This window comes from Plantactinospora sp. DSM 117369 (assembly GCF_053764795.1).
The window spans coordinates 1,671,930-1,687,111 of sequence record NZ_CM132446.1 but is presented as its reverse complement, the minus strand read 5'-3'; the positions used below and the strand labels follow the sequence as shown (position 1 = coordinate 1,687,111).

General features: G+C 74.9%; 8 protein-coding genes. 6 read left to right on the top strand and 2 right to left on the bottom strand.

Translation table 11 applies throughout. From position 1 onward, the window contains the following. Window positions 1–23 precede the first annotated feature (23 nt). From ACSMXO_RS07640 to ACSMXO_RS07630, 3 genes are read left to right on the top strand one after another with little or no spacing between them, the layout of a single operon-like run. Complete coding sequence (locus ACSMXO_RS07640) at window positions 24–443, top strand: roadblock/LC7 domain-containing protein (protein ID WP_346256122.1); 420 nt, start codon at window positions 24–26, stop codon at window positions 441–443. A 9-nt stretch (window positions 444–452) separates the two neighbouring features. Beyond that, on the top strand, window positions 453–839 hold the full coding sequence (locus ACSMXO_RS07635; RefSeq protein ID WP_346256121.1) for a DUF742 domain-containing protein: 387 nt from the start codon (window positions 453–455) through the stop codon (window positions 837–839). Beyond that, the gene (locus ACSMXO_RS07630; protein WP_455417190.1) at window positions 820–1,440 is read left to right on the top strand and encodes a GTP-binding protein; all 621 of its coding nucleotides are present in this window, start codon (window positions 820–822) and stop codon (window positions 1,438–1,440) included. Before ACSMXO_RS07635 ends, ACSMXO_RS07630 begins: the two co-directional genes overlap by 20 nt. A gap of 152 nt (window positions 1,441–1,592) precedes the next feature. Here ACSMXO_RS07630 and ACSMXO_RS07625 read toward each other — a convergent pair whose 3' ends face one another. Next, window positions 1,593–2,108 (bottom strand): nucleoside-diphosphate kinase, encoded by a 516-nt coding sequence (locus tag ACSMXO_RS07625; RefSeq protein ID WP_346256119.1) that lies wholly within the window; start codon window positions 2,106–2,108, stop codon window positions 1,593–1,595. Window positions 2,109–2,227: 119 nt separating this feature from the next. Then, window positions 2,228–3,472 (bottom strand): DUF418 domain-containing protein, encoded by a 1,245-nt coding sequence (locus tag ACSMXO_RS07620; protein ID WP_455417189.1) that lies wholly within the window; start codon window positions 3,470–3,472, stop codon window positions 2,228–2,230. 163 nt (window positions 3,473–3,635) lie between these two features. On the opposite strand from ACSMXO_RS07620, the gene ACSMXO_RS07615 reads away from it, so the two are divergent. The 3 genes from ACSMXO_RS07615 to ACSMXO_RS07605 all read left to right on the top strand — a co-directional run bounded on the left by ACSMXO_RS07615 (window position 3,636) and on the right by ACSMXO_RS07605 (window position 15,145). Further along, window positions 3,636–4,301: a TetR/AcrR family transcriptional regulator gene (locus ACSMXO_RS07615; RefSeq protein ID WP_346256117.1), complete on the top strand. Its 666-nt coding sequence runs from the start codon at window positions 3,636–3,638 to the stop codon at window positions 4,299–4,301. Between the two features lie 246 nt (window positions 4,302–4,547). Further along, window positions 4,548–9,671: an amino acid adenylation domain-containing protein gene (locus ACSMXO_RS07610; protein ID WP_455417188.1), complete on the top strand. Its 5,124-nt coding sequence runs from the start codon at window positions 4,548–4,550 to the stop codon at window positions 9,669–9,671. Continuing rightward, window positions 9,668–15,145 (top strand): non-ribosomal peptide synthetase/MFS transporter, encoded by a 5,478-nt coding sequence (locus ACSMXO_RS07605; RefSeq protein ID WP_455417187.1) that lies wholly within the window; start codon window positions 9,668–9,670, stop codon window positions 15,143–15,145. The genes ACSMXO_RS07610 and ACSMXO_RS07605 overlap by 4 nt, the downstream gene beginning before the upstream one ends. Window positions 15,146–15,182 lie beyond the last annotated feature (37 nt).

The following is a 15,182-nucleotide window of genomic DNA, read 5'->3' as shown; positions in this document are numbered from 1 at the left end:
CCGGTAGAGAGAGGGACGAACCCGTGCAGAAGACAGCGTCGAACCTCGACCTGACCTGGTTGCTCGACGACCTGGTCAGTCGGGTGAAACAGACCCAGCACGCCATCCTGCTCTCCGTCGACGGGCTGCTCATGGCCTCGTCCCGGGAGCTGGACCGGGACGACGCGGAGCACCTGGCCGCGGTGGCCTCCGGCGTGCAGAGCCTGGCCCGGGGTGCCGGCAAGCGGTTCGGCGGCGGGCCCGTGCAGCAGACCATCATCGAGATGCGCTCTGCGTTCCTCTTCGTCACCGCGGCCGGGCACGGCGCCTGTCTGGCCGTACTCGCGTCCGAGGACGCGGACGTCGGCCTGATCGCGTACGAGATGGCGATGCTGGTCACCCGGGCCGGCAAGTACCTCGCGTCGAGCAGCCGGGCACCCGACGCGCCGGTCCGACGGCAGTGACTCCCGGCCATGACCGAGTACGAGGAGCCTCCGGAAATCCACTGGGTCGACGAGCACGCCGGCCCGGTGGTCCGGCCCTATGCGGTGACCCGGGGTCGAGCCCGACCGGTGACCGGTAAGTTCGACCTGATCTCACAGGTGAGCACGGTACGGACGGTCTCCGCCCAGGACATCGGGCTCGGGCCGGAACACCTGGCGATCGTCGCGCTCTGCCGGCGGCGGCTCTCGGTCGCCGAGGTCGCGGCGCACCTGGACCTGCCGCTCGGCACCATCCGGGTGCTGCTCGGTGATCTGCTCGAACGACAGCTCGTCCGGGTGTTCGAGCCACGGCCGGCACCGGTCCTGACCGATGACAGCATCTTTGAACAGGTGATAAATGGGCTACGCGCACTCTGACGGTGCCGACCGGACTCCGACGCCCGGCGAACCGATGCCGACCGCCGTCAAGATCCTGATCGCGGGAGGCTTCGGCGTCGGCAAGACCACCCTGGTCGGCGCCGTCAGCGAGACCCGTCCACTCCGGACGGAGGAACTCCTCACCGAGGAGGGCGTCAGCGTCGACGACCTCTCCGGGGTGGAGGCCAAGACCACCACCACGGTGGCGATGGACTTCGGCCGGATCAGCATCAACGACGACCTGGTGCTCTATCTCTTCGGCACACCCGGGCAGGACCGGTTCTGGTTCGTCTGGGACGAGCTGGCGCTCGGCGCGCTCGGCGCGGTGGTGCTCGCCGACACCCGCCGGCTCGCCGACTGCTTCCCGTCGGTCGACTACTTCGAGAAGCACGGCACGCCGTTCATCGTGGCGGTCAACTGCTTCGAGGGCGCCCGGCAGTACCAGCTCCAGGAGGTGACCCAGGCGCTGAGCCTCGACCCGGGCGTACCGGTCATGCTCTGCGACGCCCGGAGTCGGGAGTCCGGCAAGGAGGTGCTGATCGCCGTGCTCGAACACGCGATGCGCAGCCACCGGGCGATGTCGCCGGCCGCCACCGGCTGAGCCGCCACCCGGGACGGTTCCCGGGCCCCGTCGTGCACTCGTCCGCCACGGCGCGGACGAGTCGCACCCCCGCCGTGGCCGGACGTCCCGCCAGCCACACCCGGGCCCACCCTCCGCCGGGCCGCCCCGGCGGAGGGTGCTGACCGAGCAGGTCAGAAGACGTACCGCTCGGCGAGGCCCGAATAGTCGAACTGCTCGTCGGCGCCGAACCAGAGCTCGGACTCGTACTTCGCCTCGTCGACGCTGCCGGAGGCGTGCACCAGGTTGGCGATGGCCTTGCCGGTCGCCTCGGCGTACGCCTTCGACATGTGCGCGAAGTCGCCCCGGATGGTGCCCGGCGCCGCCTGCCCGGGGAAGGTCGGGCCGATCATGCGGCGGACGTTCGCCACCGCCTCGACACCCTCCAGCAGCAGCGCCACCACCGGCCCCTGCTGCATGTAGGTGGCGGTGGCGTCGTAGACGCCCTTGCCGAACCGCTCCTCCAGGTCGAAGTAGTGCCGGCGGGTGAAGTCCGCGTCCATCTGCTTCATCTTGATGCCGACGATCTTCAGGCCGGCGTCCTCGAAGCGCTGCACCAGGCGTCCGGTCAGCCCCCGCGCGACCGCGTCGGGCTTGAGCAGGACAAGAGTACGTTCTATGGCCGCCACCGGGGCCCCTTCCTCGATCATCTGGTCGGGCCTCCACGAGCTGGACGCCCGGGAGCCCGACACCTGGCCGTCGGGCGCCCGCTCCAGCGACAGGCCGCTGAGAGCACGATAGTAGTCGGCCCGGTTCACCCGGCTCGGCGCTACCGCCCGGTCGCCGGCCCGGTCTGGCCGGCGGCGGCCAGCGGGGTGTGCCGGTAACTGAGCCGGCGGAGCAGCACCTCGGCCGGGCCGCGCCGCCCAGCCCGGCGCATCAGTTCGGCGAGCAGCACCGTGCCGAGCCAGACGCCGAGGGCCACCGCCGAGGCAGCCGCGTCACCGAGCCGCCCGCCGAGCCCGCCGGTCCAGGGCGAGAAGAGCGCCACGAACGCCACCGACTGGAGCAGGTAGCAGGTGAGCGAGCGCTGCCCGCAGGCGGCGAGCGCGGTGACCACCGGGCCGGGGGTACCGCGCCGGCCCGGTGCGGTGCCGAGCCGGTGCGCGACCAGGCCGGCCAGCGCGGCGTAGCCGAGGCCGGCGCCGATGCCGGTCAGGCTGTGCAGGACGTACGCCGGTACGGCGCTGGCGGCGCTCCAGTCCGTCCAGACCCGCGCGTCGATCAGCGCCAGCGGGGTACCGCCGAGCACTGCGAGGCCGATCCCGCCCAGCGCGACCCGGGCCAGCAGTCGCCGGTGCCGGCCGGGCTCGTCGAGCAGCCGGCGCCGGGCGGCCCAGATGCCGAGCAGCATCGGGGTGACCACGTCCAGCGCCAGCATCGGGGCGAGTACCGCCCAGGTCCCGACCCGGGGGCCGATCGCGGCGAGTGGGGAGTCGTAACCGGTTGGCAGCGGTGTCGAACCGTTCTCGATGATCCCGAACGGCGGCACGACGGAGACCGCGACGAAGACCAGTGTCCAGAGCCCGGCGACCCACAGCAGGGTACGGTCCCGGGCCCGGAGCATGCCGACCAGCACCAGCCCGAGCAGGCCGTAGGTGGCGAGGATGTCGCCGAAGAAGAGCAGCAGCGCGTGTACGAAGCCGAACACGATCAGCCAGCGGCTGCGTCGGCGGAGCAGGCCGCGTACCTCCGGCCAGTCGGCGCCGGACGCGGCGCGCCGGTCGGCCAGCCGGACCATCCCGTAGCCGAAGAGCGCGGCGAACATCGGCAGCGCCCGGCCGTCCACCAGGAGCACCTGGAGCCCGGCGACCACCCGGTCGAGGGTGCCGCCGTCGGTGCGGTAGCCCCGGAACAGGGTCTCGTGGCCGTAGAGGTACATGTGGGCGTGGGCCAGCGCGATGAGCAGCAGCATCGCCCCCCGGGCGAGGTCGGGGGCGAGGGATCGAACGGCCGGCGGCCCGGATGTCCGGGGCGGGGCGCCGAGGTCGGTGGGGCCGGAGAGGCTGGACATGGTTCCCCCCGTTGGTCCAGGAATGTGGGCAGGGCAGGTCGCGACAGGCCGGGATCGGCCGGCGGACGGCAGAATCGCCGAGTCGACTGCGACGATTAGCTACGGATACGTATCTAACCTACGACAGATAAGATACGCAAGCGTTTCTTAATGGAGAGGCAGCATGCGCGAGAAGGAAGCCGGCCCGGAGCCGGAGCGGCGGACCCGGCGGCGCGGCGACGAACTGGTCCGGGCCATCCACGCCGCGGTGCTCCGCCAGGTGGCCGAGGTCGGCGTCGGCGGGCTCACCATGGAAGGCATCGCCAAGGAGGCCGCCACCGCCAAGACGTCGCTGTACCGGCGCTGGTCCTCTCCGCGCGAACTGCTGCTCGACGCGCTGCACGAGGCGCACCCGCAGGAGGTACCGTCCCCCGGCGCGGACGACCTGCGCGGCGACCTGATCCGGGCACTGCGCCAGCTCGTCGCCTGGATGACCACCCCGGCCGCCACCGCCGTGGTGGCGATCATCATGGAGCGGCACCGCCACCCGGACCTGGTGGCGGCGTTGTACACCCGGGTCTTCGACGCCCGGGGTGGCACCTTCACCAGTACCGTCCTGCGGCACTACGCCACCCGGGGCGAGGTCGATCCCGCGCTGCTCACCCCGGTGGTGATGGACATCGGCGAGGCGCTGGTGCTCAAGTACAGCACCGACAACGACCACCTGCCGGGCGACGAGGTGCTCGCCGCCATCGTGGACCAGGCGATCCTGCCCGCCGTCGGCATCAGACCGGCCGGCCCTCGGACCGCGGCCCGGGTCCGCGCGACGGTTGACGGCGGGCCACGGTAGACGCCGAGGCATTGGCGCACCGGGCGGGGCGCCAATGCGACCGATAGCCGAATGAATGGCGATAACCCGTCTCCGGTACGGCGACGCCGCACTTTCCCGGTTTGCTGCCGGTTGCCCAGCGTTGTCGCACGGCCACTCGGCGCTGGTCCAGTTGTGTAAAGATCGGCCGGCGTGGTCACCACCACGGCGAGGCATCCGTCACCGCCACAGACGTGAACCGTTGCTGGCGAACGAAAGGGGACGCCGTTGTCGCTCCAGGCCGAGCAGGCACCCGCCGGACTCATCCACGAGGCGTTCGAAACACAGGTAGGGCGGTCGCCCACGGCGACCGCCCTCGTCGTGAACCGGGATCGGTTCAGTTACACCGATCTCGACATCCGCGCCGAGCGGGTCGCCTCGGCGTTGCGTGCCCGGGGCGTCGGCCGGGGCGATCTGGTCGGCGTCTGCCTGCCCCGGACCGCCTGGCTGGTCCCGGCGCTGCTCGGCGTACTCAAGTCCGGCGCGGCGTACGTGCCGCTCGATCCCGGCTATCCCGCCGACCGGCTCCGGCTGATCACCGAGGACGCCCGGCTGCGCCTGGTGGTCTGCGACGAGTCGAGCACCGCCCTGGCGGCAACGGCCGGCGTCGGCCTACTCGACGTCGCCGAACTGCCCGCCGAGCCGGTCCGGCGCCGGGTCGGGGGCGGACCCGACGATCTGGCGTACGTGCTCTACACCTCCGGCTCCACCGGGCGGCCCAAGGGAGTGCCGCTGGCCCACCGCAACACCATGGCGTTCCTGCGCTGGGCCGCCAGCGCGTACGGCCCGGACGAGCTGCGGGGCAGCCTGGCCGGCGCCTCGGTCTGCTTCGACTTCTCGGTGCTGGAGATCTTCGCGCCGCTGGTCACCGGCGGCACGGTCATCCTGGCCGAGACCGTTTTCGCACTGCCCGACCTGCCGGCCCGGGACGAGGTGACGATGCTCTGCGGGCCGCCGTCCGCACTCTCCGTCCTGCTCGGCCGCGCGCTGCCGGCCGGGGTCCGGACCGTCACCTTCGGCGGCGAGGTGCTGACCTCGGCGCTCTGCGCCCGGGCGTACGCCAACCCGGGGCTGCGCCGGGTGGTCAACATCTACGGGCCGACCGAGACCACCACCGCGGTACTCGCCGACGAGGTACCGCCGGGCGGCGAACCCTGCCTGGGTCGGCCGATCGCCGGGGCGGTGCTGTCGATCCGGGACGACGACGGCCGCCCGGTCGCCGACGGCGAGTCCGGGGAGCTGTGGATCGCCGGCCCGGGGGTCGGCACCGGCTACCTCCACCGGCCCGAGCTGACCGCCCAACGCTACGTCGAGCGGGACGGCCGGCGGCACTACCGCACCGGCGACCTGATCCGGCACCACGACGACCGGTACGCGTTCGTCGGCCGGCGGGACGACCAGGTGAAGGTACGCGGATTCCGGGTCGAGCCGGGCGAGGTGCAGGCGGCGCTGGCCGGCCACCCCGACGTACGCTCCGCCGTGGTGCTGGCCCCGGTCGACCCGTACGGGACCCGCCGGCTGGTGGGCTACGTCGAGCCGTCCGCGCCGGTGACCGAGCCGGAACTGACCGGGTACCTGCGCGAGCGGCTCCCCGGTTTCATGGTCCCGTCCCGGATCGCGGTGCTGGACCGGCTGCCGCTCGGGCCGACCGGCAAGGTGGACCGGGCCGCCCTGCCCGAGGTCGAGTTCGCCCGCGCCGACGACGAGGCGTACGTCGCGCCGCAGGGCGACACCGAGGCCGGGCTGGCCCGGCTGGTGGCCGGGGTGCTGGGGGTGTCCCGGGTCGGCCGGCACGACCGCTTCACCGAGCTGGGCGGGCACTCGCTGGCCGCCGCCCGGCTGCTGGCCCGGGTCGCCGACGAGCACGGGGTCGCGGTGCCGCTCGGCCGGTTCCTCGGCGCGCCGACCGTGGCCGAGCTGGCCCGGGAACTGGCTCCGGACCGGGCCCGGCCGGTGCCGGTCCGGGAGCACCGCGACCGGCATCCGCTCACCGACATGCAGCGGGTCTTCTGGATGCTGCGCCAGGTGACCGGCACGCCGTGGGCCTCCACCGTGGGACTCCGGTTGGCGGTCACCGGGCTGGTCGATGTGGAGCAGCTTCGGGCCGCGCTGGCCGCCCTGGTGGTCCGGCACGAGTCGCTGCGCACCCGGATCCTCGACGGCGACGACGGCCCGTACGCCGTGGTGTCGCCGCCCGTCCCGGTGCCGGTGACCGAACTGACGGACCGGGACGGCGCCACCGGCCGAGCCGGCACGGCGGACGATCCGTCCACCGGCGACGGGCCCACCGGTTCGGCGGCGCCGGGGCGCCGAGGCGACCCACGCCCGGACGACGAGCGGCGCCGGCTGGCCGCCGGCTTCGCGGCCCAGCCGTTCGAGCTGGCCGGCGACGTGCCGATGATCCGGGTCGGCGTGCTCTGGACCGGGCCGGACCGGGCCGAACTCGCGATCGCGGTCGACCACACCGGGTTCGACGGCGTGTCGATCGGTGTGCTGATGCGGGACCTGGCGGTCGCCCTGGCGGCGGTCCGGGCCGGCACCGATCCCGTTGCCGCACTCCCGCCGCTGCCGGTGCAGGTCTCCGACGTGGCGGTCGCGGACGAACGGGCCCGATCGGGCGCCGGACCGGCCGTCGAGAGGTTCTGGGAATCCACACTCGACGGTGTCGTTCCGCCGTACGACCTGCCGGGTAAGCCACGGCGGGGACCGAGCCGGCACGCCGGGCGCCGGGTGGTCCGGCCGATCGACTCCGGGCTGCGGGCCGGGATCGCGGCGCTGGGCGAGCGGGACGGGCTGACCCCGTACGCGATGTGGGCCGCCGCCCTGGTCGTGCTCCTGGACGGGCTCACCGGGCGGCCGGACACCCTGCTCGGCGTCGCCGCCGCCAACCGCGACCGGCCCGGGCTGGACCGGCTGATCGGCGCGCTGATGGATGTGCTCCCGGTCCGGGTCGACTGCGCCGACGACCCCTCCTTCGCCGGCCTGGCCGCCCGGGTGGCGGCGAACACCGCGCAGGTGCTGGCGCACCGGGACGTGGCCGTCGGCGACCTGCCCCGGCTCACCGGCGTGGTACGCCCGCTCGGTGCCGGACTCACCCCGGTGGTGCTCTCGGTGCAGCCGGAGGACCTGCCGATGGAGGTGACCGAGGACGGCGGCACGGTACGCCTGCTCGGCGAGCTGGACACCGCCGCCGCGCAGAACGAGCTGACCGTCTACGTCAACGCCGGCGCGGACGGCCCCGAACTGCACGTCGAGTACGACACCGACCGGTTCGAGGCCGCCGACGGGGAACGGATGGCGGACCGGCTGCTCCGGCTGCTCGGCGCGGCGGTCGCCGAGCCGGACCGGCCGGTCTCGACACTGCCGCTGCTCGACGACGCGGAACGGAGCTGGTTGCTGCGGGTCGGCGACGGTGGCCCGGTGCCGGCCCAGACCCCGCCGACCGTACTGCCGGCGATCTTCGCGCGGGCGGCCGCCACCCCGGAGGCGGTCGCGGTGGTCGGCCCGGCGGGCACCCTCGACTACGCCGGCCTCGCCGCGCACGCCGAGCGGGTCGCCGCGCACCTGGTCGCGCTCGGTGCCGGGCCGGACGCGCCGGTCGGGGTCTGCCTGCCCCGGGACCACCTGCTGCCGGCGACGCTGCTCGGCGTACTCCGGGCCGGCAGCGCGTACCTGCCGCTGGAGCCGGACCAGCCGGTCGACCGGCTCCGGCACCAGGCGACCGAGGGCGGGGTACGACTCGTCCTGGTCACCCCGGCCACCACCGCCGCGGTCGCCGGGCTGCCCGGAGTCCGGCTGGTCGACGTGACCGCCGTACCGGCCGCCGCCGGGGTCCCGCTGCCGCCGATGCCGACCGCCGACTCGCTGGCGTACGTGCTCTACACCTCCGGCTCCACCGGGCGGCCGAAGGGCGTGGAGGTCACCCACGGCAACCTGGCCGGCTATCTGGCGGCGATGCGCGACGATCCCGGGTACGGCCCGGCCGACGTCTTCCTGGCCGTCGCCCCGCTCTCCTTCGACCTCTCCTGTTTCGAGCTGTGGCTGGCCCTGATGGTCGGGGCCCGGACCGTCGTGGTCGGCCGGGACACCGCCGTCGACGGTCCGGCCCTGGCCGCCCGGGTCGAGGCGACCGGGGTGACGGCGATGCTGGTCACCCCGTCGACGTTGCGGCTGATGCTGGCGGCGGGCTGGCGCGGCGGCCCGGAGGTCCGGGTGATCAGCGGTGGGGAGCCGCTGGACGCGGGCCTCGCCGACGAGCTGACCAAGGTGGTCGGCCAGCTCTTCGACGGGTACGGGCCGACCGAGGCGACCGTCCTGGTGACCTGCCATCCGATCCCGCCCGGGATCGCCGGCCCGGTGCCGATCGGCGGGCCGATCCGGGGCGCCCGGCTCTACGTGCTCGACCGGGCGGGCCGGCTCGCCCCGCCCGGCGTGGTGGGGGAACTGTGGATCGGCGGCGCCGGGGTGGCCCGGGGCTACCGCAACCGGCCGGACCTGAGCGCGGCGGCCTTCGACACCGACCCGTACGCACCGGGCGGCCGCCGGTACCGCACCGGTGACCTGGCCCGATGGCGGCCGGACGGCGTACTCGACTACCTCGGCCGGCGGGACACCCAGGTCAAGCTGCGCGGTTACCGGATCGAGCTGGAGGAGATCGAGACCGTGCTCCGGAGCCACCCGGCGGTCGCCGACGCGGCGGTGACGATCGTCGAGCCGGGCGGGCCGGACGCCTACCTCGCGGCCTACCTGGTCGGCGACCCGGGCCTCGATCCGGAGTCGGTGGCCGGGCACGCCCGGAGTCGGCTGCCCGGCTACATGGTCCCGCCGCGCTGGACGGTACTGGACCGGTTGCCGCTGACCACGGCCGGCAAGGTGGACCGGGCCGCCCTGCCGGCCCCGGCCGGACCGACCGCACCGCCGGCACCCCCGCGCACCGAGATGGAGAAGTTCGTCGCCGAACTCTGGGCGGTCGTGCTGGACCGCCCGGAGGTCGGTCGGGACGACGACTTCTTCGCCGTCGGCGGGCACTCGCTCGCGGCCACCCGGCTCACCGGCCGGCTCCGGGAGCAGCTCGGCTGCGACATCGCGGTACCGCTGCTGTTCCAGCATCCCCGGCTGGCCGACTACGCCGCCCGGGTCGAGGAGCTGGTCCTCGCCGACCTGGCCGCCCTCGACGACCAGGCCGACCTCGACCCGTCGGAGCCGGTGGAGCCGGCGCGTCCGGTGGAGCCGGCGCATCCCGGGGAGCCGGCCGGAGGTGCCGGGGCGGCGCCGCCGTCCCGGGCCGTGCCGGCACCCGCGACGCCGTCGCCGAACGGGGCCGGCCCGGTGGCCGAGGGGTGGCGGCGGTGACCGGGGTGGAGGCCCGGCCGGCCGCCGGCAACGCCGAGGAGCTGCGGAACCGGCTGGCACAGCGGCTCGCCCGGGCCCGCCAGGCCGGGACCGCGCCCGCTATCCCACGCCGGCCGGACCCGGACGCGCCGGTGCCGCTTTCCGGCAGCCAGACCGGGATGTGGTTCGCCGCCCAGTACGAGCCGGAGAGCCCCGCCTACAACGTCCCGACCGGGTTGCGGCTGCGCGGCCCGCTCGACCCGGAGGCGCTGCGCGGGGCGGTCGTCGACCTGGTCGGCCGGCACGCGGTGCTGCGCAGCGTCGTCGAGTCCTCCGACGGTGTGCCGGTCTGCGTACCGCGGCCGGCGGGCGAACTCCGGGTCGAGGTGGTGGACCTGTCCACGCAGGAGTGCCCGGAGGAGGTCGTCCGGGACCGGTTGGCCCGATCCGCCGCCGAGCCGTTCGCGCTGGACCGGGATCTGCCGACCCGTGCCGTGCTCTACCGGCTCGCCGACGACGACCACCTGCTCGCGCTCACCTTCCACCACATCGCGGTCGACGCCTGGTCGCTGCGCCTGATCGTCACCGACCTGGCCGCCTGCTACGCCGTACGGACCGGTGCCGCTCCGGCCGTGCCACCGGCACCGTTGCAGTACGCCGACGTGGTCGACTGGGAACGGCGGCGCGCCGACCCGGCCCGGTCCGCCGCCACCCTCGACTGGTGGCGGGAGCGGCTCGCCGGGCTGCCGGCCGTACTCCCGCTGCCGGCCGACCGGCACCGTCCGGCGGTGGCCGAGTCGGCCGGCGACCGGGTACCGGTCGAGCTGCCCGCCGAGTTCGCCGACCGGGTACGCCGGGCCGCGGCCGAGACCGGCAGTACCCCGTTCATGGTGCTGCTCGCCGCCTGGCAGGCGCTGCTGGCCCGGCTCGCCGGCACCGACGACCTCGCGGTCGGCATGATCTCCGCCGGTCGGCGGCACCCGGAGACCGAGCCGGTGGTGGGGTGCTTCGTGCGTACGGTGCCGGTCCGGGCGGAGCTGTCCGGCGAGCCGACCGGACGGGAGCTGCTGGCCCGGACCCGTACGGCGGTGCTGGACGCCATCGAGCACGCCGACGTGTCGCTGGAGGAGCTGCTCACCGAGGTCCGTCCGGAACGGGTGGCCGGCGCCCATCCGCTGTTCCAGACCCTGGTGAACGTCTACGACGACCCGCTCGGCGCGGTCCGGCTGCCCGGCCTGCGCACCGAGGCGGTGGAGCTGGACACGCCGACGGCAAAGCTCGACCTGAGCCTCAACGTCGTCGACCCGGGGCCGGGGCGCCCGCTGCCCGGCTGGCTCGGCTACCGCAGTGCGCTCTTCGACCGGAGTACGGTGCAGGCCCTGGTCGACTGGTTCACCACGCTGCTCGGCGGGCTGGTCGCCGACCTCGACCGGCCGGTACCGGCACTTCCGCTGGCACCGGTGCCGGGACCGCTGCTCACCGGGCCCGCGCCGACCTGGACCGACGACGCGACCACCCTCACCGCGCTGGTCGAGCGGCGGATCGCGGAGCGCCCGGCGGCACCCGCCGTGGTGGGGCCGGACGGCGTGCTGAGCTACGCCGAGCTGGACCGCCGGGCGGAGCTGCTGGCCCGCCGGCTCCGGACCGCCGGGGTGGGCGCGGACGAGCCGGTGGCGGTCTGGGTCGAGCGGAGTACCGATCTGGTGGTCGGGCTGCTCGGCGCGCTGCGGGCCGGCGCGGCGTACCTCCCGCTGGATCCCGGCTATCCGGCGGCCCGGGTGCGGACCATGCTGGCCGCCGTGCGCGGGCGGGTCGTGGTCACCCAGCCCGAGCTGGCGGCCAGGCTCGCCGACGATTCCGGCAGCGCCGCCGGGGCCGGGCTGCTGCCGGTGGTACTCGTCGACGGCGCCGTCGCCGATCCCGACCCCGCGCCGGATCCGGCCACGCCCCCCGGCCCGGCCCTGACGGCGGAGCCGGCCGGACCGGTGGACGGGACGGCGGGCGCGACGGACGAGGCGGACCGGCTCGCCTACGTCATCTTCACCTCGGGCTCCACCGGCACCCCGAAGGGCGTCGCGGTGCCGCACCGGTCGATCGTGCACTACCTGCGGGCGGTACTCGACCGGCTCGGCCCGGCGGCGAGCGGCGGGGCGTCCTTCGCGCTCGTCTCCACCGCCGCCGCGGATCTCGGGCTGACCTGCCTGCTCGGCGCGCTGGTCACCGGCGGCACGCTGCACCTGGTGGACCGGGAGACCTCGCTGGATCCGGCCGCGCTCGCCGGCTACCTCGGCCGGCACCGGGTGGATGTGCTCAAGCTGGTACCCAGTCAGCTCCGCCTGCTGGACGCGCACGGTGACCTGGCCGGGGTGCTGCCCGGCCGGCTGCTGGTGCTGGCCGGCGAGGCGTGCCCGTGGGAGCTGGTGGCGCGGGTCCGGGCGGCCCGGCCGGACCTCGCGGTGCAGAGCCACTACGGTCCGACCGAGACCACCGTCGCCGTGCTCGCCTGCGACCCCGACGAGGTGCCGGAGTCCCGGCGGGACGGCAACCTGCCGCTCGGCCGGCCGCTGGCCGGCGCCCGGCTGTACGTGGTGGACCGGGCCGGACGTCCGCTGCCGGCCGGGGTACCCGGCGAACTGGTCGTCGGCGGCCCCGGGGTGGCCCGGGGCTACCTGCACCGTCCGGAGGCGACCGCGGCGTCGTTCGTCCCCGACCCGGTGCACGGCCGCGAACGCTGTTACCGGACCGGCGACCGGGTGCGGATCCGCCATGACGGCACGGTGGACTTCCTGGGCCGGGTCGACGACCAGGTGAAGATCCGGGGTTACCGGGTGGAGCCCGGCGAGGTGGCCGCCGCCTGCCGGGCCGTGCCCGGGGTCGCCGACGCGTACGTGCTGCCGGTCGGCGAGGAGCCGCGGCGGCAGCTCGCGGCCTGGCTGGTCCGGCACCCGGACGCGGAACTCGACGTCGCGGCGGTCCGTACCGCGCTGCACGGGCAGCTTCCCGACCACCTGATCCCGACCGCGTACGTGGTGCTCGACGCGCTGCCGCTGAACCCGAACGGCAAGGTGGACCGGGTCGCACTGCCGGCCCCGGTCGCGGCCGGGCACACCCCGTTGACCGGCGACACCCAGCAGCGGATCGCCGCCGTCTGGACCGAGCTGCTCGGTGCCGAGCGGGTCGGTGCCGACGACGACTTCTTCGCCCTCGGCGGCGACTCGTTCACGGCGGTCCGGGCCGCCCGGGCGATCGACCCCCGGCTGCGGGTGATCGACCTGTTCACCCACCGGACGGTCGCGCTGCTCGGGGCGTACCTGGACGGGCTGGACGGCGGCGCCGAGGCGGGGCTGCTGCACCGGCTCGCCGGGCCGCCGCCGGGCACTGCGACAACGCTGACCGCGGTCTGCGTCCCGTACGGCGGCGGCTCGGCGGCCGCGTTGCAGCCCTTCGCCGAGGCGCTCGCCGCCGCCCACCCCGGCACCCAGGTGTACGCGGTCGAGCTGCCCGGCCACGACCCGGCCCGCCCGGACGAGCCGCTGCTCCCGCTCCCCGACCTGGTACGCCGGTGCGCCGCCGAACTCGACGCGGTCCCCGGCCCGCTGCTGGTCTACGGCCACTGTGTCGGCACCGCCGCCGCACTGGCGCTCGCCGAGCGGCTGGAACGGGACGGCCGGGAGGTGGTCGGGCTGGTGCTCGGGGCGAGCTTCCCGATGGCCCGGCTGCCCGGCCGGCTGTCCCGGTGGATCGGCCGGCTCTTCCCGACCGACCGGTGGCTCTCCGACCGGGCGTACCGGAACTTCCTCACCGTGATGGGCGGGCTGGAGGACGTCGCGGACACCCCGGAGGCGGCCGCCGACACCGCCACCATGCTGCGGGCGCTGCGGCACGACGCCCGGGACGCCGAGGCGTGGTTCAGTGATCGGCTCGGCGAGCCGGACGCACCCCGGCTGCGCGCCCCGGTCCTCGCCGTGGTGGGCGAACGGGACCGCAGCACCGAGCTGTACGCCGAGCGGTACCGCGAGTGGGGTGCCTTCGCCGAGCGCGTCGAGCTGGCCACCATCCCCCGGGCCGGGCACTACTTCCTGAAGCACCAGGCGACCGGGCTGGGCGAGCTGGTCGCCGCGCGGCTGCGCGCCTGGAGCGCAGGCAGGTTGCCGGCGGCCGGCGGGACGGAGTTGCTGGCCCGGGCGGAGACCCGGCGCAACCTGCGGGCGTTCGGACTGCTCGCTGGCGGGCAGTTCGTCTCGATGGTGGGCAGCCAGCTCAGCGCGTTCGCGCTGGGGGTCTGGGTCTACCAGCAGACCGGCCGGCTGCTCGACTTCGCGATGATCACCATGCTGGCGCTGGTCCCGGCGGTCTTCGCCGCGCCGATCGGCGGCGCGGTCACCGACCGCTTCGACCGGCGGCGGGTGATGCTCGGCGCCGACCTGGCCGGTGCCGTCGCGATGGGCGCGCTGGCGCTGCAACTCTGGCTCGGCGAGCTGCGGATCTGGCAGGTGATGCTGGCGGTCACGGTCGGCTCGCTCGCCACGGCGGTGCAGCGGCCGGCGTACCTGGCCGCGACCGCGCAACTGGTGCCGAAGCCGTACCTGCCACAGGCGAACGCGCTGGCCAACCTCGGCACCGGGGTCGGCACGCTGCTCGGCCCGCTCGCCGGTGGCGTGCTGATCACCGCGCTCGGCCTGCCCGGTGTGGTCGCGCTGGACGTGGCCTGCTTCCTGGTCGCGGTCGGCACGCTGCTGGTGGTCCGCTTCCCGGACCGGCTGTTCCGGCGCCGGGAGGAGACCTTCGGCCGGGCGCTCGCCGGAGGCTGGCGGTTCATCGCCCGGCGCCGCCCGATGATCGTCATGATCGTCTTCTACGTACCGGTGAACTACCTGCTGGCGGTGGCGATGGTCCTGGTCACCCCGCTGGTGCTCGACTTCGGCTCACCGGCCACCCTGGGCCTGGTCACCGGGATCGGCGGGCTCGGGGCGGCGGTGGGCGCACTGGCCATGGTGGTCTGGGGCGGTACCCGGCGGCTGGCGGTCGGCATGGTCGGCTTCACCATCCCGGTCGGCCTCGGCACGGTGCTGATGGGCGTACGCCCCGAGCCGGCGCTGGTCGCGGCCGGGCTGTTCCTCTACTGGGCGTCGCTGTCGATCCTGAACGCGCACTGGATCTCGATCATCCAGGTGAAGGTGGTGCAGGACCTCCAGGGGCGGGTGCTGGCGGTCAATCAGATGTTGGCCGCGGCGATGATGCCGCTGGGCTTCGTCACCGCGCCGGCGATCGCGGAACGGGTCGTCGATCCGCTGGTGCCGGACGGCGCCGGCCGGGCCATCGCGGTACTGCTGGTCTGCACCGGCGCGCTGCTGATGCTCTGGAGCGCGGCGGGGCTGGCGTACCGGCCGCTGCGGCGGCTGGAGGACGACCTGCCGGACGGGGTCGCCGGAGCGGAGATCGACGACGACCTCGACGCGCTGCAACGGGAGTTCGACGCCCGCCCGACCCGCTGACCACCCCCCGCCGGCCCGCCCGGTCGACCGGTTGGGT

Excerpts from the sequence above, each read along its gene's own strand:
- ACSMXO_RS07635 (WP_346256121.1), top strand. The coding sequence starts at position 453 with ATGACCGAGTACGAGGAGCCTCCGGAAATCCACTGGGTCGACGAGCAC.
- ACSMXO_RS07630 (WP_455417190.1), top strand. The coding sequence starts at position 820 with ATGGGCTACGCGCACTCTGACGGTGCCGACCGGACTCCGACGCCCGGC.
- ACSMXO_RS07625 (WP_346256119.1), bottom strand. The coding sequence starts at position 2,108 with ATGATCGAGGAAGGGGCCCCGGTGGCGGCCATAGAACGTACTCTTGTC.
- ACSMXO_RS07620 (WP_455417189.1), bottom strand. The coding sequence starts at position 3,472 with ATGTCCAGCCTCTCCGGCCCCACCGACCTCGGCGCCCCGCCCCGGACA.
- ACSMXO_RS07615 (WP_346256117.1), top strand. The coding sequence starts at position 3,636 with ATGCGCGAGAAGGAAGCCGGCCCGGAGCCGGAGCGGCGGACCCGGCGG.